The organism is Roseibium sp. MMSF_3544 (assembly GCF_030732845.1).
Taxonomy (GTDB): Bacteria; Pseudomonadota; Alphaproteobacteria; order Rhizobiales; family Stappiaceae; genus Roseibium.
In genome coordinates this window covers 36,394-55,937 of record NZ_JASHKA010000018.1, presented here as the reverse complement: position 1 = coordinate 55,937, position 19,544 = coordinate 36,394, and the positions used below count along the sequence as shown (strand labels likewise).

General features: G+C 54.1%; 19 protein-coding genes and 1 tRNA gene. 7 read left to right on the top strand and 13 right to left on the bottom strand.

Annotated elements, in window-relative coordinates; translation table 11 throughout:
* The first annotated feature begins 276 nt into the window (after positions 1 to 276).
* From RBB47_RS22360 to RBB47_RS22350, 3 genes are all read left to right on the top strand, one after another.
* Complete coding sequence (locus RBB47_RS22360; protein ID WP_305988112.1) at positions 277 to 948, top strand: TetR family transcriptional regulator C-terminal domain-containing protein; 672 nt, start codon at positions 277 to 279, stop codon at positions 946 to 948.
* Positions 949 to 950: 2 nt separating this feature from the next.
* Positions 951 to 1,412 carry an alternative ribosome rescue aminoacyl-tRNA hydrolase ArfB gene (gene arfB, locus RBB47_RS22355; RefSeq protein ID WP_305988111.1) on the top strand — a complete coding sequence of 154 codons (462 nt, stop codon included), beginning with the start codon at positions 951 to 953 and terminating at the stop codon, positions 1,410 to 1,412.
* Between the two features lie 251 nt (positions 1,413 to 1,663).
* Positions 1,664 to 2,635, top strand: a complete 972-nt coding sequence (locus RBB47_RS22350) for an NAD(P)H-binding protein (protein WP_305988171.1) — start codon at positions 1,664 to 1,666, stop codon at positions 2,633 to 2,635.
* Between the two features lie 159 nt (positions 2,636 to 2,794).
* On the opposite strand, the gene RBB47_RS22345 is transcribed toward RBB47_RS22350, so the two are convergent.
* The 9 genes from RBB47_RS22345 to RBB47_RS22305 form a co-directional block, all read right to left on the bottom strand.
* On the bottom strand, positions 2,795 to 3,262 hold the full coding sequence (locus tag RBB47_RS22345; RefSeq protein ID WP_305988110.1) for a hypothetical protein: 468 nt from the start codon (positions 3,260 to 3,262) through the stop codon (positions 2,795 to 2,797).
* Positions 3,263 to 3,432: 170 nt separating this feature from the next.
* Positions 3,433 to 3,870: a VOC family protein gene (locus tag RBB47_RS22340; protein WP_305988109.1), complete on the bottom strand. Its 438-nt coding sequence runs from the start codon at positions 3,868 to 3,870 to the stop codon at positions 3,433 to 3,435.
* A gap of 324 nt (positions 3,871 to 4,194) precedes the next feature.
* The gene (locus RBB47_RS22335) at positions 4,195 to 4,680 is read right to left on the bottom strand and encodes a regulatory protein RecX (protein ID WP_305988108.1); all 486 of its coding nucleotides are present in this window, start codon (positions 4,678 to 4,680) and stop codon (positions 4,195 to 4,197) included.
* 31 nt (positions 4,681 to 4,711) lie between these two features.
* Positions 4,712 to 5,548 (bottom strand): MBL fold metallo-hydrolase, encoded by an 837-nt coding sequence (locus tag RBB47_RS22330; protein WP_305988107.1) that lies wholly within the window; start codon positions 5,546 to 5,548, stop codon positions 4,712 to 4,714.
* Positions 5,548 to 6,351 carry a TatD family hydrolase gene (locus RBB47_RS22325; RefSeq protein ID WP_305988106.1) on the bottom strand — a complete coding sequence of 268 codons (804 nt, stop codon included), beginning with the start codon at positions 6,349 to 6,351 and terminating at the stop codon, positions 5,548 to 5,550. The genes RBB47_RS22330 and RBB47_RS22325 overlap by 1 nt, the downstream gene beginning before the upstream one ends.
* 91 nt (positions 6,352 to 6,442) lie before the next feature.
* Complete coding sequence (locus tag RBB47_RS22320; protein WP_305988105.1) at positions 6,443 to 7,504, bottom strand: DNA polymerase III subunit delta'; 1,062 nt, start codon at positions 7,502 to 7,504, stop codon at positions 6,443 to 6,445.
* On the bottom strand, positions 7,504 to 8,205 hold the full coding sequence (tmk, locus tag RBB47_RS22315) for a dTMP kinase (RefSeq protein ID WP_305988104.1): 702 nt from the start codon (positions 8,203 to 8,205) through the stop codon (positions 7,504 to 7,506). The genes RBB47_RS22320 and tmk overlap by 1 nt, the downstream gene beginning before the upstream one ends.
* Before the next feature lie 91 nt (positions 8,206 to 8,296).
* Entirely contained in the window at positions 8,297 to 9,487 is a 1,191-nt protein-coding gene (locus RBB47_RS22310; protein WP_305988103.1) for a D-alanyl-D-alanine carboxypeptidase family protein, read from the bottom strand.
* Between the two features lie 63 nt (positions 9,488 to 9,550).
* Positions 9,551 to 10,684 carry a septal ring lytic transglycosylase RlpA family protein gene (locus tag RBB47_RS22305; protein ID WP_305988102.1) on the bottom strand — a complete coding sequence of 378 codons (1,134 nt, stop codon included), beginning with the start codon at positions 10,682 to 10,684 and terminating at the stop codon, positions 9,551 to 9,553.
* Between the two features lie 738 nt (positions 10,685 to 11,422).
* Between RBB47_RS22305 and RBB47_RS22300 the strand changes: the two genes are divergently transcribed.
* Together RBB47_RS22300 and RBB47_RS22295 are read left to right on the top strand one after the other, a co-directional pair.
* Positions 11,423 to 11,512: transfer RNA gene (locus tag RBB47_RS22300), tRNA-Ser, on the top strand.
* 810 nt (positions 11,513 to 12,322) lie between these two features.
* On the top strand, positions 12,323 to 12,535 hold the full coding sequence (locus tag RBB47_RS22295; RefSeq protein ID WP_305988101.1) for a hypothetical protein: 213 nt from the start codon (positions 12,323 to 12,325) through the stop codon (positions 12,533 to 12,535).
* A gap of 7 nt (positions 12,536 to 12,542) precedes the next feature.
* On the opposite strand, the gene RBB47_RS22290 is transcribed toward RBB47_RS22295, so the two are convergent.
* Entirely contained in the window at positions 12,543 to 12,788 is a 246-nt protein-coding gene (locus RBB47_RS22290; protein WP_305988100.1) for a hypothetical protein, read from the bottom strand.
* A 788-nt stretch (positions 12,789 to 13,576) separates the two neighbouring features.
* On the opposite strand from RBB47_RS22290, the gene RBB47_RS22285 reads away from it, so the two are divergent.
* Entirely contained in the window at positions 13,577 to 13,819 is a 243-nt protein-coding gene (locus RBB47_RS22285; RefSeq protein WP_305988099.1) for a hypothetical protein, read from the top strand.
* Between the two features lie 171 nt (positions 13,820 to 13,990).
* Here the strand turns inward: RBB47_RS22285 and RBB47_RS22280 are convergent.
* Positions 13,991 to 14,757 (bottom strand): IS5 family transposase gene (locus RBB47_RS22280; protein WP_371932832.1). Its coding sequence is split into 2 segments (ribosomal slippage): positions 13,991 to 14,430 and positions 14,430 to 14,757, totalling 768 coding nucleotides; the frame shifts between segments, so codons are not numbered across the junction.
* A gap of 93 nt (positions 14,758 to 14,850) precedes the next feature.
* Here RBB47_RS22280 and RBB47_RS22275 point away from each other — a divergent pair.
* A complete protein-coding gene (locus tag RBB47_RS22275) occupies positions 14,851 to 15,798 on the top strand; it encodes a relaxase/mobilization nuclease domain-containing protein (protein WP_305988097.1) in 948 nt (315 codons plus the stop codon).
* A gap of 702 nt (positions 15,799 to 16,500) precedes the next feature.
* Here the strand turns inward: RBB47_RS22275 and RBB47_RS22270 are convergent.
* Complete coding sequence (locus RBB47_RS22270) at positions 16,501 to 17,316, bottom strand: phospholipase D-like domain-containing protein (protein ID WP_305988096.1); 816 nt, start codon at positions 17,314 to 17,316, stop codon at positions 16,501 to 16,503.
* An 82-nt stretch (positions 17,317 to 17,398) separates the two neighbouring features.
* A complete protein-coding gene (locus tag RBB47_RS22265) occupies positions 17,399 to 19,543 on the bottom strand; it encodes a hypothetical protein (RefSeq protein WP_305988095.1) in 2,145 nt (714 codons plus the stop codon).
* Position 19,544: the final 1 nt, after the last annotated feature.

Below are 19,544 nucleotides of genomic sequence, written 5' to 3'. Positions count from 1 at the left end.
GGTTCTGCTTATGATGATCAGAACAACCTGAACACTCAAGACTTCCCCGTTGCGGCGAAGAAATTGTTCGACTAGCCTTCTGACCACTTGGTCAATTTACCCTAGGAGGGATTTGACCAAATGGTCAAGATACAATTCCGGTCGACCTGACCAATTTATGGTCAATCCTTGCCGGGGATGTTTAGGCCACCAGATAACCGTTCTGCCGCGGGGCATTTGTCACAGTGACGGTGATGCCCGGCAGGGCGCAGATATTGCTTTAGACGGAAGTATTTTATGACAGGGCTTGGCGGGCAGGAAACAGAGACACCCAGAAACGGCGGACTGAGCCGGATTCAGGAACGAAACCGATCACTTATTCTAGATGCCGCACTCAACGAGTTTTCAAGAAAAGGGTTTTCCGGGGCAACGGTCGAAAGGATCGCGGCAGAGGCGGGGATGTCGAAGTCTAACCTGCTCTATTATTTCTCCTCAAAAGAAGCGATCTACAACGCGACCCTTGCCCATATTCTCGAGATCTGGCTGACACCGCTCAAAACCCTGGAGGCCGACGGCGAACCGGAGTTCGAACTTGCGGCCTATGTCCGGCGAAAGATCGAAATGTCGGCGCGATTTCCGGAAGCTTCGCGGCTGTTCGCCAATGAGGTCATGCAAGGTGCGCCGCAAATTCTGCCCATCCTGGAAGGTGAATTGAAGCGCCTTGTCGAGGAAAAGTGCGAGGTCATCCAGAGCTGGATCGACGCTGGAAAAATGCGTCGGATCGAACCCATCCACCTGATCTTCTCGATCTGGGCGACAACGCAGCACTACGCGGACTTTTCGGTGCAGATCAAGGCGTTGACGGGGAAGGACCTGAATGATCCGGAGTTCGTTACGGAGACCGAAAACGCGATCACGTCGCTGATTTTGAGCGGTATCGGTCTGGCACCTCCAAAAGACGCCACTTGATCATGGCCGACGATCCGGCAGACCCGCAGTCAACTTCGCGCATCGAGGTCACCAGTCGATACTTCATTTCCAAGGATGACATCACGGAAGACTTTATCCGTGCGTCCGGGCCAGGTGGACAAAATGTCAATAAGGTCTCGACGGCCGTTCAACTGCGCTTCAATCTGAGTGAAAACGAAACGCTTCCGGAGGACGTCAAGTCGCGCGCAGCACGGATCGCGGGAAGCCGGCTGACCCAGCATGGCGAAATCGTCCTGCAGGCGGACCGGTATCGCACGCGTGAGCGCAATCGGCAGGACGCGCTGGAGCGACTTCTGGATCTCATTCGAAAGGCAACGGAAAAGCCCAAACCGCGTAAGGCGACGAAACCGACACTGGGTTCGAAGAAGCGACGTCTTGATGCCAAGAAGCAACGAGGCCAGCTCAAGAAATTACGGGGCCGGGGCGGGAAACTTGATGACTAGGGCATGGACCCAGGCACCAAGGCGACAAGTCATACGCAAATCTAGCAAGCGGGTATCTTGCTCAAAGCTAGCCAGATGCACTCGGTTCTTTCTTCCGTTTTTCCTGAAAACAGCACGCTTGTAGATATGCTTTCCGTTGTCGGAGCCCCAAAAAAACGGATAGCATTTATGCACAGGAACTCGAACTGGGTTTGTGCACATTGATTACGGGCACCGGTAAACCCGCCAATGGGTTACGCAAACGCGTTCTCCTGTTGGGAGCAACAGGTACGATCGGACGTGCGACAGCTTCAGCGCTTGTCCGTGCAGGGCATGACGTCACCTGTTTCGTCCGTCAGCGCGCCGGGCCCGGTGGCGGGCTGGGCGAGGGGCAGACACGCGACCTGTTAGAAGGGGCAACGCTTCGATTTGGCAACGTCACAGATATTACGTCCTTGCGCGAAAACGGCTTCAATGACGAACGCTTCGATGTAGTTGTCTCCTGTCTGGCGTCACGCACCGGTGAGCCGAAGGATGCCTGGGCGGTTGATCATCACGCCAATCTTGATGCGATGCAGATCGCAAAAGATAAAGGCGTTGAGCACTTCGTTCTGCTATCAGCGATCTGTGTGCAAAAGCCCCGGCTGGAATTCCAGAGGGCTAAACTTGCAGCGGAAAAGGCGCTTGCGAATTCGGGAATGACCTACACCATCGTGAGGCCGACTGCTTTTTTCAAGTCGCTCTCCGGTCAGATCAGCCGCCTTCAACGCGGCAAAGCCTTCCTGGTTTTCGGTGACGGACGACTAACGTCCTGCAAACCGATTAGCGATCGTGATCTCGGTTCCTATCTTGCCGGCTGCATAAACGACACGGCGCGCCACAACAAGGTGCTGCCGATTGGAGGACCAGGTCCGGCGATCACGCCAAAAGAGCAGGGCGACTACCTGTTTTCGCTTCTTGAGCGCCGGCCACGTTTCAAGCACGTGCCCGTCACTTTCCTCGATACGATCATCTGGTCCATGGGCATCGTCGGCCGAATTGTTCCTTCGCTGTCGGCAAAGGTCGAGTTGGCAAGAATAGGCAGATACTATGCGACTGAATCCATGCTCGCGCTTGATCCGGTGAGCGGCGAGTATGATGCGGCGGCCACGCCGGAGACCGGTGAAGACACGCTGTTTGAGTACTACGAACGGGTTCTGAAAGGCGAGGACCGCGTCGAACGGGGTGACCATAGCGTGTTCTGAGTAGAACGCTATTTCGGCGGCAAATCGAGGCGACAGATAGACGATACGTGCGAGCAGGGTGCTCACGTCAGCTCCAAGACTGGCTTGGTTAGGAGCAAACGCCGCTCAGATCGACCTCGACTGATGCTCTAGAAACATGACAGGCGGTTGAGGCTACCCTCAAGTGGCTGACATCGAAAGCTCGGTAATACGCGCCCAGTTGCCCATGGTGGTCATGGCGGACGCTCCTGCAGTGAAGCTCCAACCGTTGACGTCCTGGCTGTTGAAAAGGGGGCCGTTCATATTCAGCGCTGTTATCGAACACAGTCCAATACCGCTGCCTGCACCAGCGCCCGCGGCCGTCAGGCGACCGAAGGCACCATCCAGATCGTTACCGCTGAATATCCGGCTGCAGTCGATGCGCGTGAATGAGAGTCTGGCTTCTCCGGGTCTGAATTCTGGCATGGAGATGCTGCCACCACTTCCACCAAATCCGAGGCCAAACCCAGCAAAGCCAAAAAGGGCGCAATAGTCTGCGACCGTGCTGCGAAACACGAACGTCCAGTAACCGCCGGCGATACCAGCTCCAAGCCCGGCGTCCATATATCCGGCGACTTCCCAGTCAGATGCATTCGCTGTGGCACTCATAATCGTCTTCCCGGAATTTTCTACAATCTCGTTTTATTCAATAAATACAACGTTATATACTGACTTTTTCAAGCTACTTTCCGCAATTTGGTCAAAGACTGCAGCGCTTGGGCAGCCACATTCAACGCCCAGACCGTAGCCTCAATTCCGCTTGTTTACGGTGTTGTTCATCACATTGATGGCTGTTCCAGCTCAATAATATTACCTTCCAGATCGCGCGTATAGACAATCAAAAACGGACGTTCTTCCGTTCCGAAATTGGTTATTTCGCCCAGTTTCTTGCCACCCGAGCCGACAATCGCGGCCAGCATTTCATGGATGTCGATAACCTGAAAAGAAAGGTGTCCAAAGCCGGGTTCATTCACACATGGCGGATGCCGGTCAAGTTTCAGGCTGTGTTCGTGAATTTCAAGAAACGGCTCGGTGCAGCCGGGAAATTTGAGCCAGATGGAATAGATGTCGGAGCCTTGAAGACCGTTTCCTTGAGAGACTTTTGCGCCGGTTAGCAATTTTGGTTTGCGCAGGATCTCACATCCAAGAACGTCGACGTAGAACGTCGCAAGCCTGTCTGCGTTTCTGGCAACAATGTTGATATGCGCAAGCTTCACGATGTGCAGACCCTCCAAACCGACAACAGCAACAATACAGCAGATAGCTTTGAGAGGAGTGTCGAGGCGCACCTGATGAAACAATTTCAGATGACACGCAGCGAAAAGGGACGGTTCACAGTCGGATCGCAGTTATAGGGCGTGCGTGCTTGTGGAGTTAGTCCATCGTCGTTCCACGTCTCAACAATTCGCATAATCAATATTATGGAACATTTATTTGTAGGTGATATTGCGCTGAAAATCAGACGCTTAGTCGCATCGCCGCGCTCATTTGCAAGTCGGCTAGCCGCGCTTGATGTTTACACGCTTGCCATCGGCACGCATTCAATCATCCAACGAGACGTCAATAATCCGCCTCGCAATCTCAAAAGAAAACCCGGCCCGGCACATTGCGGCCAGATCCTTGTCTCGACGGCCTTGTCTGTCTTTCTCGTTTCGATACGGACCGAGCCGCCGCCTGCGTGCAAAAATTCGCGCAGCATCAAGTTCCGCTTCATCGTCGTCATCTGCAGCGACCGCGTTTCGGATCGTCTCGCGATCGACTCCCTTGGCGGACAATTGAGCCTCGATTTTTCGCCTGGACCCGCCACGGCGTCTCAGGCTGGCTGTTTTTGTTTCCGCATAGACCTGGTCGTTTAACAGCCCGGACTGCAGGCATTTTTCAACGACCGTTTCGATCAGGCTCGAAAACTCCTCAGGATCGCGGTCGTGGTGCCGGCATGCATTCATGACCTTGCGTTCCAGCACTCTCTGCAGATTGGCCTTTGACGAACTGTAGCGTTCCAGATAGTGAACGGCTGCCTTGCTCAATCGCTCCAAGCTGGGCAGTTTCGGCGAAGCTCTAGACGGCATTTTCCGCAGTCGTGTTGAGGTCGGACAATGCCGTCAGATCAACCCGCAAACCGTCGAAGGCAGGCTCTATGTGCTCTGGTAATTCATCGCGTAACCGGCCGTAGTCCAGGTCGCAATGGAGATTGGTGAAAATGGCCTTGCGCGGCGCGATCCGATGCGTCCAGCGCAGCGACTCTTCCAGGCAAAAATGACTTGGATGCGGGTTTCTGCGCAGGCAATCCAGAACCAATAAATCCAGATTTTTCAGCCTGTTAAAGCTGCTATCCGGAATGTCGGACACGTCCGGAATATAAGCCGCATCGCCAATGCGAAACCCGAGTGCATCAATCTCGCCATGAACCACCGTAATCGGTTCAACAACCAGAGATCCGCCGTCGCCGACGATCTCCACTGGTACTCCCGTCACAATTGCATGATGTTCCAGGATTGGCGGATAATTGGACCCTTCCGGTTTTTCAAAACAGTATTTGAACGCCGAGTTGGCTCGTTGAAACGTCGGATCGTCCATGTAGACCGGCACTTTGGCGCGGTCGAGCAACCAGAATGTGCGCAAGTCATCGATGCCATGAAGATGATCAGCATGTGCGTGCGTGTAGAAAACGGCATCAAGATGGACGACATTTTCGGCAAGCATTTGCTGCCTCAGATCGGGTCCTGTGTCGATCAAGACTGTTGTGCAGCCATATTCGCCACGTTTTTCAACGAGTGCGGAACACCGAAGCCGTCTGTTTTTCGGCTCGTTCGGATCACATTCGCCCCAGTCGTTGCCAATGCGCGGAACGCCGCTGGACGATCCGCACCCGAGAATGGTCAGTTCAACCGTCATCAGACTGCGGCCTCAGTCAAATGCGCAGGTTTCGGAACTTTGCCGAACAGGCGGAAAAAGTTCTCTGTTGTCTGCCGGGCGATTTCTGTTTGAGAAACGCCGCGGGTTTCGGCAAGAACAGCAGCCGTCATGGCCGTATAGGCCGGTTCGTTGCGTTTGCCGCGCCGAGGCTGAGGGGCGAGATAGGGCGCATCGGTTTCAACAAGCAGCCGGTCGGCTGGGAGTTCCCGTGCAATGTCGCGCAGTTCCTCTGATCGCTTGAAGGTCAGTATTCCGGAAAACGACACATAAAGACCGAGTTCGATACCGGTGAGGGCAAGCTCACGACCTGAAGAGAAGCAGTGCAGGAGGGCCGGGAACGCCCCCTTCCCCATTTCATCGCGCAAAATGTCTGCCATGTCGTCATCCGCGTCGCGTGCGTGAATGACAAGTGGCAGTCCTGTCTGACGCGCAGCCTCGATATGAATGCGAAGGCCTTCAGCCTGCGCATCACGAGGTGCCTTGTCGTAGTAATAGTCCAGCCCGGCTTCTCCGATGGCGACGACCTTTGGATGGGCTGCAAGGCGCACGATTTCGTCGACCGGAATTCCACGTTCTGTGCCAGCATTGTGCGGGTGCGTGCCGACTGAACAGTAAACTTCCGGGTATTCTTCCGCGATCGCCCGGATCCGGTCGAACTTCCGGATATGGGTGCAGATCGTCACCATCAGATCAACGCCTGCTTCGTGCGCTCGCGCAATCAGTTCGGGCCGCTCACCGTCGAAATCAGGAAAATCGAGATGGCAATGGCTGTCGACAAGCATTCAAGGTCCTAATCAGAAATCGGTTTCAGTCCCAGCTATCATTCGGGGTCTAGATATCCGTATTTTCCAAGATTCCCAAACGTTTCGAGCGTCAGGCGGCGCGCAACGCAAAGAAAAAATCAAGCACCACTTGTTTCCGGTCCAGGTTGAGCGCATCAGCGTCATTGATCGCTTTTCTAACGGTTTCCCAATGTTCCACACGACGGTAGGCATCACGGACGCCGCTTTTCAGCTCCTGGCGCATGCGTTCATGCAACCAGTTTTCCAGAACGTGTTGGAAACTCTCCCAATTGTCCGTCTGGCCGCGAGCCGAAATCAGATCAGCAAGCGCATGTACCGCTGCAAGATCCAAATTGGCACTACTATCCGCCAGTTGTTTCAAACCCTTGGCGATTTGAAGCCCGTCACCTGATAACAGCGTGATTGCGGATCGCAAGCTACCGTCCGCCGTCTGTGCGATTTCGGCAAGATCGTCTTGCGAGGAAGCCGAACCGCCCGCGAGCTCATTCAATCCCTCGGCGATTTCAGCTGCTGCCAGTGGCGCCATGTCGAGCCGACGGCACCTGGATCTGATCGTTGGCAACAACCGGCCCGGTGCATGGCTCAGGACCAGAAACAGGCAACGTTCGGGCGGTTCTTCCAGTATTTTCAAAAGCGCGTTGGCCGAGTTCTGGTTCATGTCGTCGGCTGCATCGACAATACAAATGCGCCAGGCCTTTGCAGATGCTGTCGTACCGAAAAACGAAACCGTGCGCCGAACCTCATCGACCGGGAGATCCGTCTTGAACCTTTTCAACTTTTCGTCCCAGGGCCGGCGCAAGTGCAGAATGTTTGGATGTCCTCCGGCTTTGACCTGACGTTTGACGGGATGATCTTCGGCAACGCTCAAATCCTGTGCGGTTGCGACTTCCGGTCCAAACCTGTCGGGATGTGCAATGACGAACTGCGCGAAACGAAAGGCCAGCGTTGCCTTGCCGATACCTTTGGGACCGCCCAGGATCCAGGCATGATGCAAACGCTCGGAACGATACGCCTCCAGCAACGCCGTTTCGGTCGCTCTGTGACCGACCAGCCGATCACGTTCATGGGGGAGCGGATAGCCTGGCAGCGCATCGACCTCCGGAATGTCGACCGGTTCGTTTCTGCGGGCCATCAGACAGTTTTCTCCGGACTTGATATGACTTTGTTCGCAGCGCGTCGCCCTTTCGGCGCAAGATCTCTTGAAAAGGCATCACGAACCGCATCACGAATGGCTTTTTCGACAAACGCCTGATCCTTGGCGCCGTCCACAACCTTGAACCGGTAGGCTTCTTCCTCAGCCAGTTTCAGAAAGAGGTTCCGGCGCCGCTCGTGGACGGCAAGCGCCTCGCCTTCAAACCGGTCCGGTCCGCCACTGTCGTCGCTCTCGGATCGTTTTGCGACCCGTTTCAGCCCGATGTCGGGCGGAACATCGATCAGGATCGTCATGTCTGGCCGCACGCCGGCAACAGCCGCAGTTTCAAGCAGTTTCAAGTAGTCCTCGTCGACGCCCGCTTCTCCCTGATAAACGCGGGTCGAATCCGCATAACGGTCGCACAGGACCCAGGCGCCCCGCTTCAAGGCCGGCTGGATCGTCGAATCGACGTGATCCGCACGGGCTGCCGCAAACAGCATCGCCTCGCCACGTGGCCCGAGGTCTTTGGCACCGCCAGAAAGCAAAAGAGACCGGATCTTTTCAGCGCCCGGTGACCCGCCGGGTTCACGCGTGACGACAACAGTCTTGCCGCAGCTTTCCAGAAAGCGCTTGAGAAGGGTGATTTGAGTCGATTTACCGGCCCCTTCCCCGCCTTCAAAAGTGATGAAATGTCCCGGCAAGGTGGTCTTGGCTCCGCTCTAGAATCTTGTTGCCGTTGATCGTTAGGCTTTTAACAGGGATCAGTTCAAATGTTTATGCCGCCAGCAATCGTCACCCGATCCAGCCGAAAAGCAATTCCTGAAGACCGTCCATGGCGCGGTTCATCATTGTGCCCTCCGGCACAGCGCCTCCGGTCACCAGCGGTGCACGATAGACAATTCCTTCTTTGCCGATGACGCGCAATTCGCCGGCAGGCGTACCCATTTCAACAGGTGCTTTGAAGGGGCCGTCGTAAACAACCCTGATCCTGTATTCCAGGCTGCCGCCCCGGGCGAGCAGAACGTCGACATCAGAATTGGCGACAAGGGGAACAGTGCCTTCGGTGCCGCCGAAGACCCTCGCTTCCGCGACCACTTCACCAGCCGGGAAGATCGTCTGGATCGTGTAGAATTCCCACGCGCCGCCGATCACCTCTTTCAACGACTGCAGGCGGTGCTTGTCGGAATTGAGACCGGCGACGGCGGCAATGATCCGGCGCCCGTTCCGGTCCACTGATGCAAGGCCGGAATAGCCGTCTTCAGGGTCATTGCCGCCGCCAAGGCCATCCAGGTTTCGGATTTCGCCCAGAAGCGGGTTCTTGTTTCGCTGAAAGATCTTGTTCCAGGTAAATTCCGGCAGGGAAAACAGCGCGTAGTGGTCGTCGTGGTTTTCCAGAATGTACTCTGCCAGTTTCGCTTGATCGTGGACGGTGGTTTTGCTCGGCTTGTCTTCATATCCGGTCGGATTGGTAAAACTACTGTTGGTCATGCCGATCGACAGTGCGAATTCCGTCATGCGCTCTGCAAAAGCGTCTTCCGAGCCGTCGATACATTCGGCGAGAACGATGGCCGCATCATTGGCGTTGTGGACCAGCAATCCCTTGAGCAGGTCTTCGATCGCAATGTCCGATTTGATTGCCGCAAACATGGTGGCCTTGCGCGAAGGTGCACCGCCGGTCCGCCAGGCGTGTTCGCTGACATTACAGAGCTGATCAAGTTGGGCTTCGCCCTCTTTCAGAAGATGAAAAACGGTGGCAGCGGTCATCACCTTGGCAAGCGAACCGGGCGCGAAAGGTTCGTCCGGTGCCTTTGAATAGAGCACCGTGCCGGATGTGGGTTCCAGAAGGTAGGCCTTCGGCGCCTTGGTGACGATTGATTCTGCCGCCTGAACGCAGGTCAATCCTGCTGCCGCCACAACAGTTGCGACTGCCGCGGCAAACGTCCTGGCCTTAAGGCTCCAGAATTCAGGTCGAAAAAAACTCATCGGTCCGAGCACCCTGTCGCTTCCGGTCGAAGTCACACGGGCAAATCGGTTGTTGATCTGGTTTTACTTGCCCGAAGGAATACTAGCAGCCAGCTGTCGCATGGAAAGCCCGGACGTTGCAACTGTGGACAAGGCGTCATGCGCTTCTGTTATGCGGCGGTTCGCTGCAAACGAAGAAACGGCACTGCCTCCCACAAATCCCGTGGGTTTGCCCGGATAGGGAATGGCCTGCGTATTGCCTGCAGGCGCATAGCCGGAGGAATGCGCTGCGGGCAGTTGCTCGAACCGATTGTTCGAGGCCACTTTGATCGTCGGATTGCCAGCTTCAAAAGCGATTGCCGGATCAAATGCAACGGCAACACGGGTGGCCCCGGAAGGTTTGTAAGCCGCAACGGTGTTCGACGCTACGAGATAGGGCCGCGCTGCAGGCGCCGGCACCTTGCCGAAGACAATGTTGGGCGGCGGTGCCGCCTGGGCAAGAAGCGTTCCGGGACGTGTTCCGCCCGGGACCACGGATCCAGGTCCGCTGTAGGAGGCCATCAGATATTCTTCATCCTGGCCGTGAAGCGGTGCGCGGCCGACATACTCCACCTTCACCTTGCCGACACCTTTCGACTTGGTGTCCAGTATCGTGGCGACGCGCTCTGACAAGTCAATGATCCGGTTGCCGTGGAAGGGACCGCGGTCATTGACACGGACGATCATAGAACGGCCGTTCGCGGTGTTGGTCACTCTGGCATAGGAGGGCAGCGGCATGGTCGTATGCGCTGCGGTCAGGGCATTGCGGTCGAAGATTTCGCCATTTGCGGTCTTGCGGCCGTGGAAGGTCGGTCCGTACCAGGAGGCCAGACCTGTTTTCTTGTAGTTCGGATCGTGTTCCGGATAGTACCACTTGCCGGCAATCTTGTATTTCTTGCCGACGACATAGCGGCCGCCGCCCTTTGGAACGGGTTTGCCTGCGGCAACCATTTTCGGGCTGGCCGGAACGCCGTATTTCTCAGGGCTGAATTTGGCTTTGGGTTTTTCGGGTGCAGCGCTGCAGGCAGCAACGAAGGACACGGCGGCAATGGTCAAAAGCCCCGTGCGAATTTGTGACCAGCCGGTCGTGAAGGAGGTTGTCACCTCAGCAGTCTCACCGGCCGTTTTCCCCGAAGACGTCCCTGCCCGTTGGCAAGTCGCAACGCCTGTCCCTACCATTCTGCCGTCCTACTCACCTACGCGTCGGCGGCCCCGCAGCTCGCGCGAATTTCCGGCACTTGTTTTCATCCATGCCGGTTCTCAGGCGACAACCCGACCGATCGTCCGGGTTCCCACAGACACACTGCCCCCGCGGTGCGTCCCACACATAGCGCCTGTTAAAGCGCAAGTTTCTTACTTCAAAGTAAATCGGCCGTCGAGGCCAGTTTGATGCATCTTTTCAACACACTCACAGAATTTGACCCGAGTTCTTGCCGTGCATTCGGCGCCAAACTCTTAATCGACTGAAACAAAATGTAAAAATGCGTTATTTCAAACATAAAATAACCTGTTGCACACAGGGCACACACAGCAAAAAATCGTCAAAGGATCAGGTTGTGATGTAGGTCACATCGGACCCTGTCAGTTCCGCCTAGTGTGAGCTCATTGCTGATGACCGCCCTGTCACAGCAATGCTGGACCCCACCTCCAGCTTTGGCCGCCGGTTCAAAACCCTGCCCACGACACCGGACCGGCGGCCCCTCACACTTTGGTTATGTTCCGGTGCCGCTGCGCCCACCCTGCCCTACCACCCTGTAAGCGCCCGGGACCGGAACATGCCAAAGGCCTCCACGCCCCCGCCTTCCACACGAATTCTCCAGTTTCCGCCGACAGGCTGATTCCGGCCCTTGACTTTCTGGTCAAGACAAACGAAACGGGTGAGACAGCAGCCGCGCCAACGCGCCAAACGGCTGCTTTGGTGAGGTGGCCGAGTGGTTTAAGGCAGCGGTCTTGAAAACCGCCGTGCGTGAGAGCGTACCGTGGGTTCGAATCCCACCCTCACCGCCACTTTCTTTTGTAAGTATATGTATTAAAATGGTTTTTGTTTTTCTCGCATGTCTCACCCTTCTAAAAACCCATCAAAAATTGATTGTAATTAGAGTAGCCTTGACCGAAGTACCTATTTGCTTTGGTTGAATTGCAAACTGGTTTCAGTTTTTTTTCTTTTTGCCTAGGGGACAATTATTTAAAAAAGAGGCTGTTACAATAGCTTGCCTTCGCCTGCCGAGAAAAGGAATGGGCCGTCATCGGCCAATGTCGGTCATGTGAAATCTGATCTCACGGTTCACGGTGCTCCAACACCGTGGCCCCGCCTGATCGCGGGGGAAATCTGATTAGTTGATCACTCCAAGTACATCAAGCCAGAACCAGACAGATTGCAGTTTGCCGGCCAGCGCAAAGCCGTAGCTCGCGAAGCAACAAGCAGTGAAGCCGACAAGGTAAATCGCTGCGGTCCTCATAGTCGGTAACCTCTATTTCTCGATTTTGATGGTCCCGAACCACGGGCGATCTGCAAGGACGCAGACCAACTCATCCCAAGTCAGGCCACCACGTTCCGCCAAGCGCTCAAGTGATTGTCGATGGTTCTTTTGCGCCTGTTCGCGATGTGCTTCGATTATGTCCCACGGAATAGACTTGATCCGATTGTGCGGGTTTAGGATCGGGAAGCGCTTCTCAGACATCCGTGCCTTTCTGCCGCGAAGGCCGATCTTTTATTCCTGCTAAAAAAACTTCCTGCGCTCCCCGCCTATTCAAAGCCGGTGATAAACACCCATCTATGGAAAGAGGGCCGACTGACGCGAATTACAGGAGTGACTTATGAGACACGTTGATGATTTGTGCAGGATTGCAGCAAGCGGTGGTGGCCTTGACCTCACGGGCACCGTTTATCTGGTACCCGAATTGATGCGGATCGCTGCATCTGCATCCTCCAAACGCGCGCAGATTATTATTGACGGCAAGAACCTTCAGACTGATGATCTCGTTAAGATTGGTGCTGCTGGTCAGGGCTGCGTTCTGTTCAAGTTCTAACCACCAATCAAGCTGCCGGCTTCTTTCTGTCACGCTCCCATTGATAGTGCGCCCATGAATAGGCCACATACATGAGGACGTTCATCCAGATGAAGCCGGTTTCGCCGCTGGCGTAGATCCAGATTGACCACAACACCTGACTGAACAGCCCCCAGATCCAAGTCCATCGCCATTTGTAAGCACCCAAGATCACAAGGATGATCATGGACAGTGAAAGGACGTTCGATCCGTGCTCAGCAATTAGCGATATCATTGACACCAACAGTTATTCTCAGGTTTTCCACTGGACTATCGTAGAACAGTCGACAAACACCGCAACAATAACCATATTAATATTTGTCGGCCCCGCCTGGCCTCACGGTGGCACGTGAGTAACCCAGTCGGCTACCCGACAGCCCACGGCCGGGACTGGTAACCCCCCTTTGCGACATGGGTCGTCGAAGGACACGGGCCCAGCCACCTGGATGCCACGTGGGGTGTACCGGAGATGGTAACGTTACATCGATGGTGCCCCGATGAACCGATAGACGGCGGGTTATCCGTTTGATCGGCGCGATCACGAAACCTTTTGGTTCCGTGGCCACGGACCGGAGGATTTCACCATGAAGACCTCGGTCACTTTAAAGATCGATGTTGATGTGGCGCGCTGCCTGATTGGTATCGCGATCATTCTCAGCATTCTGATCTAAACAGGGGGGTGTTGACGAAAGTCGGCACCCTTTTGTTTCAGCCCCAACCGCCACTGTCTTGATCATCTTCAGGCTTTGGCTTCGGATCTGTCATCTGATCACTCCATTGAAAAAGCCCGCCACTCCAAAGAATGACGGGCGTGCGCGGCCGGGAACGCCAACCCTCACGCCGATCAGCACCCCCAACTGCACCTACATCAACCTTCCACGGTAATCGTGGAGCTACGGTGAAGCCGGGGTATCTGGTTGAAGGAGCCTGCAACCAGCGCTTCTTATCCGCGGCTACAGGTAAATGCGAAAAATTTGCAGCGCTATTTCAGGCTAGAAGCCTTACGATTGAGGAGCCGCGGCCATGAACAAACGCTCCTCACTGCCCGATCACATTGAGCCTAAGTTCAACGCTGCGGCCATGAACGAGCACGGGTCCAAGAAAAGATCATCCCCCGTTTCAATCCGCTTTTCAGATGAACAACGGGCCGAGCTTGAGCAACACGCAGATGGTCAAGCACTCGGTCCCTATATCAAGGGTTGTGTTCTTCGCGGCCACAGTGTCGGTCTCAAACCAAACAACCGGATTTCCACCAAAGACTACTAGTTGCTAGCGCAGCTTCTTCGGGCTCTCGGTCAGTCCGAGATTCGAACATATCTTTGCACTCTGCACGAGCTTGCAAACGAGGGACGGATTGTTGCCGATAAAGACACCATCGCTCAATTGCGACAAGCTTGCGCCGACGTCGGTTCGATGCGCAAAGACCTTATTTCTGCCCTAGGTGATGGACTCATTAAATCGCATCCAAATGCGAGCTGAGGCAAGCTTCACTCCTGCCATGTAGTTGAGTGGATTTTTCTCGTATCTCGTTGCTACAGCTCTGAAATGCTTGAGTTTATTGAAGAACCTTTCGACCATGTTCCTGAGTTTGTAGAGATATTTGGAAAAGGCAGATCTGCGGCGGCGATTGGGCATGGGCGGGATGTTTGCGAAAGCATCCTGGTCCGCGATCAGATCGCGAATGGCATCGGCGTCATAGGCGCGGTCCGCCAGTACGATTGCCGTGGAGGGAAGATCGGACAAAAGGTGCATTGCCTGTTGACCGTCGTAGGCTTGGCCTTCGCTCAAGCTCAGTTTGATCGGCAAGCCGCAGGCATCCACGAGCGCATGGATCTTGCTGGTCAACCCTCCCATGGAACGTCCCATGCCACCAGATCCCCTTTTTTATCCCCGTTGGCACCATGCTGGTGAACGCGGATCGAGGAACTATCGATCATCTGGATATCGCCATCATAAGCCTTTGAAACAGCGTTCAAAAGCCTGTCCCAGACGCCGGACTGACGCCAGCGCACAAAGCGATTGTAGCAGGTCTTGTGAGACCCATGCCGCTCCGGGATATCCGCCCAAGGCGCTCCAGTGCGCCAGCGCCACAAAATACCGTTAATGACTCGTCGGTCATCCACACGCACAATGCCACGTACCTTGGTCGGAAGCAGCGGTTGGATGACAGACCACTCAATATCGCTCATATCAAATCGGGCCATTCGAAACGCCTTTCGGAGCTTGAATCAAATTAGACCTGATTTGGCTACTCGTTTATGACGGCGTCACCTAGGTCTTCGTGAAAGGCGCAACAAATGATCCTTCACGGAAATGCGCGAGGTGGTGGCCGTGCTCTGGCGGCACATCTCATGAAACCTGAGAATGAACGTGTTGAGATCATAGAAATGCGTGGTTTTGCGTCTGACAATCCAAAGGACGCTTTCGCCGAATCTTATGCAATAAGCAAGGGGACACGCTGCAAACAGCACTTGTTCTCTCTCAGCATCAATCCACCAGCGCGAGCAGATATCACCGACGAGGATTATAAAAACGCGGCGGAGCGTGTCGAAAATGAGCTCGAGCTGAATGGTCAGCCGCGCGCAATTGTCCGTCACTGGAAGCGGGGCGATGATGGCGTGCTACGGCAACATGCTTATGCTGTCTGGTGCCGAATTGACGTTGAAAAGATGAAGGCGATCCCGTTGCCATTTTCAAAGCTTCGCTTGCGGGAAGTTTCCCGTGAGCTGCACATTCAACATAAGATCAACATGCCGCCGGGCCTCATCAACTCGAAACACCGTGACCCGCGAAATTTCACACTGAAGCAGTCGCAACAATGCAAACGGTCCGGAAAGAATATCCGCCAACTCCAAAGTGACTTCCGCGACGCCTGGGCGAGCTCCAATTCTACCGCCGCCTTTGCAAATGCGCTCAGAGAACGCGGATACATTCTCGCCAAGGGCAAACGTGGTCACGTAGCTGTCGATTTCCGCGTTGAACCTTATGCGATCCGGATCTACGTTGGTGTCAAACCCCGAGATGTCTGTGCAAAACTCGGCTTCCCCGATCAACTTCCTGACATTGACGCGGCGCAGATTTTCGCAGCGCAAATTATTCGCGAGAAACTGGTAGAACTTCGTGCTGAGCAACGTTGCGCGATAACCTCAAATCGCTCCTATTTAAACATTCAGAAAAAACGACTTTTGGCTTTGCAGGCCCGTGAGGTGTCACGACTGGAAGAAAACAAATTCGTCGTGCTCTGATCGAACAGGAAAGACAACAAACGAGTTTACGCACTGGTCTAGCCGGCTTTTGGGACTGGCTAACAGGCAAGAAAAGGCGAACGATTGCCAAAAATCACATGGAAACGACACAGAGCAGACGCCGCAGTCGCGATGAAATGGGTGCGCTTCGTGATGCTCAGATCAAAGCCCATAAGGAGTTGCAGAAAAAAGCCCGCTCCGAGCGGCTCAAGAATTTTGAGACGCTCCGGGAATTGCGAGGTGATATGGCTGAGCTCATGAAGCCGCCCGACTTGTCGCGCGCCGAACCACGACGGAGAGATACTGAGCGACCTCGGCGACGTACTCGAACACGGTCAGGATTGACGTTGGAACGATGAACTGAACGGCCGCTCTGGGGCCGGTAACGGTCTGTCAGGTTTTGAATGCAAGGTGGCTTATACGGACCGACAGTCAATGCTGCGTTGATTTCGCTTTCGGCCGGGATCAGCCCCTTTATTAACTGGACTGATGCTGCTGCCCAGCGTCCCAGAACAATTATTGAAAATCATGACAGTAAGCACATACCAAAAATTATTGCGCTACAAAGCAAATTAGTTCCGAGAAATACCTCGTTCGTGAATGCGCTTAGCGGATGAACTCTTCTGTCTCTGACTCCGTGCAGCTCTTCCTGAGCATCACGAAAGGAGCTAAGTGGGCACCTTCTAGATTGCGCTGACCTTCTCAACTCTTACTAGGTTGATCGCGCCCGTTACCAATACACGTTGCTCGCCTAACCATTGTCGAAGATTCAAGCATTGCGTGGGCAAAAACCGACCACGGTTTTGCATCTTTTCCGGACAAAAGCACTCCAGTTTCGACTGTGTTTTCGAGTGATGAATAGAGTAAATTCGCCGAGCCAACATAGGCCTTGATATCGTCGCCAACAAAGTACTTTCCGTGGAATGTTTCTTGTTTATTCTCTACCAGCTCTCTGAAGTAAGTAAATATTGAGAACCTGCGCGATAGTAAGCGTCCTGCGCCGTGCGCCTCCGCTTTCAAAATAGAATCACGTGTGCGAACAATAAGATGGCAATTTGAACTACGTGGAACGACTTCAACGATTTTGTTCAAAGTATCGATACCTGTGGCATCGATAAAGGGTGTGGCGACAAAGAATTCATTTTGTGCAGCACGAGCGACACTTAAGAATGCATCAATTGTTCGACCTAGCGTCGCTCGTTCAACACCTCTTCGCCGAAGGCTATCGACTATGTTATATCCAGTGTTGGGGAGCGTGATGACGGAAACGGGCTCATCAGCTGATTGCACGGCAGTAAGGCCAAGGCTGGCTCCTTCGACCGCCCATCTCAAACTGGAGAGTGCTTCCATCGACCATAGAACTTCCCGCGCTTGCCCCTTTATGGAGATGACACCATGAGCCTCGAAAATGCGCTTCAAAGCGAGCAATTCTACTTTTGACTTGTTGGTTTCAACAGCGCGTTCGGCGAGATTCTCCAGAACAACTTGCCGACCAGCATAACGGATTATGACATCCAACAGATATACCGCCGAAACCGCATATGGTAGGCACGACGTTGCAGCATTTCGGATGTTCTGCGGAGTCATTAGAATTCGACGCTCACGAGAAATAACCAACAAGCGGGGCTCGGTTGGTATCCCAGGACATCGCTTCTCCACCGGCAAGAAATGCCCGAGAAAGGATGTTGTTCGCCGCCATACAGCTTACCTCAGGGATCATGATGCAAGCTGGACAAGCGCCGCCCCTCTGATCGCAAAGAGTGCCAGATCCGCAGCGCATAGAGCGCGGATCGTCGAGCGACATAAGGACATCTTGAGCGTGATTGCGCCACATCGCGGCGAGGTTTCCCAAGTCCGGGGTCATCCCGTTGCGATAGATGACAAAGGAAAGGTCGGCGGGAAAAATCCGCTCTCCAAAAGAGCCAAGATCCAACCCACTAAACCGCGAGCAGGCGTGAATGAGTTGGTGCGACAATGTGTGAAGCAAGCCATAGACAAAAACCGGCGCATTGCGTTCACGACTTCCGGACGTTTCCGAATATGCCTCCGCAAAGCGGCCGAAATCCTCGTGAAGCTCAATTAGCCGCCCACCCAGAGAGCCATCTTCCAAATTTTCTACCGCGCTCGTCAGTCCATTGTTGCTCAACCAACGTGTGACTCGCGCCTCATCGAGTCTTACATAGAGCGCTTCGTTACTTTGCCGGAGAACGTAGATTGGTCTTTTGCCTTTGTCGACGCGCGGGAACGCGCACAGGCGGACCGGCATTGTCAGACCTTTTTGTTCTGTCGTCGGCGACGGCGAAACCCGGCTGTATCCGAATGAATACTGTAACATTTTTAGATTTCGGATCAGTTTAAGGTCGATAATTCCTAATTTTGCTTTGCGAGCAACGATAGTGTCCAGATAGACCCTCCGGGTGTCACTATCGCCCGGTGGCTGCAAGTCTACGTCAGGTGCCTCAAGATCGACCACAGGGCGAATCGCATCGTTTGAGACGGGAGCATCTATTTGTTCTTCGCGAAGTGCCTGATGTTCGAGGCCGAGCCTGATCGGATCGAATTTTCGGGCAAAATTCGCCCGATTTATCGCTTGCCTGCGCAAAGCGACGGGTGCTTCGGGGCGTGTGTCGATCCAGCCCTTGGTTTGGGCCTCTTGACGGAATTGCTCCAGCTTTGGCTTGAGAAAATCACTCGCGTTCGACTTGCCATTTGCCTCAAGAGTCTTGATCATGTTCAGTGCCTCTTGAATACTCAGGGCAAGTTCGAAAGAACCCGGCTGGTTGGTCGCCTGAAGGGTCTGAACGATCGCTTCGTCGTCTTGAGAGCTTGATGGGTAGCCATAAAGAGTTAGAAGTGTTTCTAGAAGTTCCTCGATCCTATCTTCAGCCATCAAATCAATATGGCGCGTTGTGTCGTAAGAAATCATCTGTTCAGATTGTACGTAATAAAGACTGTTTGCACGATAGGATACGGGGAGCATGTTAATTTCCCGAAGCGTTTCACCGGGTTCTTGCGCATAACGGTCTAGGAGCCATTTCAGAGTGTTTTCATCCTTTTGACGCAGCTCTCGTCGTTCGCCACAGTGACAATAAAAGTACCAATCTCGAAATTTTCCTGATCGCCCTTTGTGGAGTTTGAATTCACAGGTCTGCGCCGCATCGCATCGCCCCGGAAATTGCTGTGTGATGCTACCGTTTCGAGTATTGATGTCTTTGCGATAGGGGGACAATGGATCGACGCGTCCCGACCAATGGGCGAATACTACATCGATCTGACGCCACTCGTGTTTTCCATTCTCACTCGCTTGGCAAGGACGAACATTTTTGAATGTCCCCTCGTCATAGGCGAGCTCGGCCAGTGTTGCTTCATGCACGACACCACATTTGCGGCACACCAGCATCAAAGGGTCTGGAACATAGGCCATTCTGTCTGGAGCACAATATTCGAACTTGGATTGTTCAAACGACGGTCGTTTTTCTCGGTCTAGGAAGACTTTATCATCTAACGCCTGTTCTGGTACCACCGGAGGATTCTGCCGCATAGTCGCGCGTCGATGCCAGTTTTGTACAAACTCAAGAACGCCCTCGCGAATCTGGTTCCGCTCGGCTGGCAGAACATGAACGTCCAATCGCGCGACTGGAACAGATCGGCAAGCACCTGTCCCCCCCTCAAATGTAAAATGCTTATCAGGCGCGTAGGTTGTCGCCATTTGCATTTGAGAACGCTGCATCACGGTCTTGGACATG

Bases quoted from the DNA above. Each gene is read 5' to 3' on its own strand.
- RBB47_RS22360 (WP_305988112.1), top strand. From the start codon at position 277: ATGACAGGGCTTGGCGGGCAGGAAACAGAGACACCCAGAAACGGCGGA.
- arfB (WP_305988111.1), top strand. From the start codon at position 951: ATGGCCGACGATCCGGCAGACCCGCAGTCAACTTCGCGCATCGAGGTC.
- RBB47_RS22345 (WP_305988110.1), bottom strand. From the start codon at position 3,262: ATGAGTGCCACAGCGAATGCATCTGACTGGGAAGTCGCCGGATATATG.
- RBB47_RS22330 (WP_305988107.1), bottom strand. From the start codon at position 5,548: ATGACGGTTGAACTGACCATTCTCGGGTGCGGATCGTCCAGCGGCGTT.
- RBB47_RS22325 (WP_305988106.1), bottom strand. From the start codon at position 6,351: ATGCTTGTCGACAGCCATTGCCATCTCGATTTTCCTGATTTCGACGGT.
- RBB47_RS22320 (WP_305988105.1), bottom strand. From the start codon at position 7,504: ATGGCCCGCAGAAACGAACCGGTCGACATTCCGGAGGTCGATGCGCTG.
- RBB47_RS22310 (WP_305988103.1), bottom strand. From the start codon at position 9,487: ATGAGTTTTTTTCGACCTGAATTCTGGAGCCTTAAGGCCAGGACGTTT.
- RBB47_RS22305 (WP_305988102.1), bottom strand. From the start codon at position 10,684: ATGGTAGGGACAGGCGTTGCGACTTGCCAACGGGCAGGGACGTCTTCG.
- RBB47_RS22295 (WP_305988101.1), top strand. From the start codon at position 12,323: ATGAGACACGTTGATGATTTGTGCAGGATTGCAGCAAGCGGTGGTGGC.
- RBB47_RS22290 (WP_305988100.1), bottom strand. From the start codon at position 12,788: ATGATATCGCTAATTGCTGAGCACGGATCGAACGTCCTTTCACTGTCC.
- RBB47_RS22285 (WP_305988099.1), top strand. From the start codon at position 13,577: ATGAACAAACGCTCCTCACTGCCCGATCACATTGAGCCTAAGTTCAAC.
- RBB47_RS22275 (WP_305988097.1), top strand. From the start codon at position 14,851: ATGATCCTTCACGGAAATGCGCGAGGTGGTGGCCGTGCTCTGGCGGCA.
- RBB47_RS22265 (WP_305988095.1), bottom strand. From the start codon at position 19,543: ATGTCCAAGACCGTGATGCAGCGTTCTCAAATGCAAATGGCGACAACC.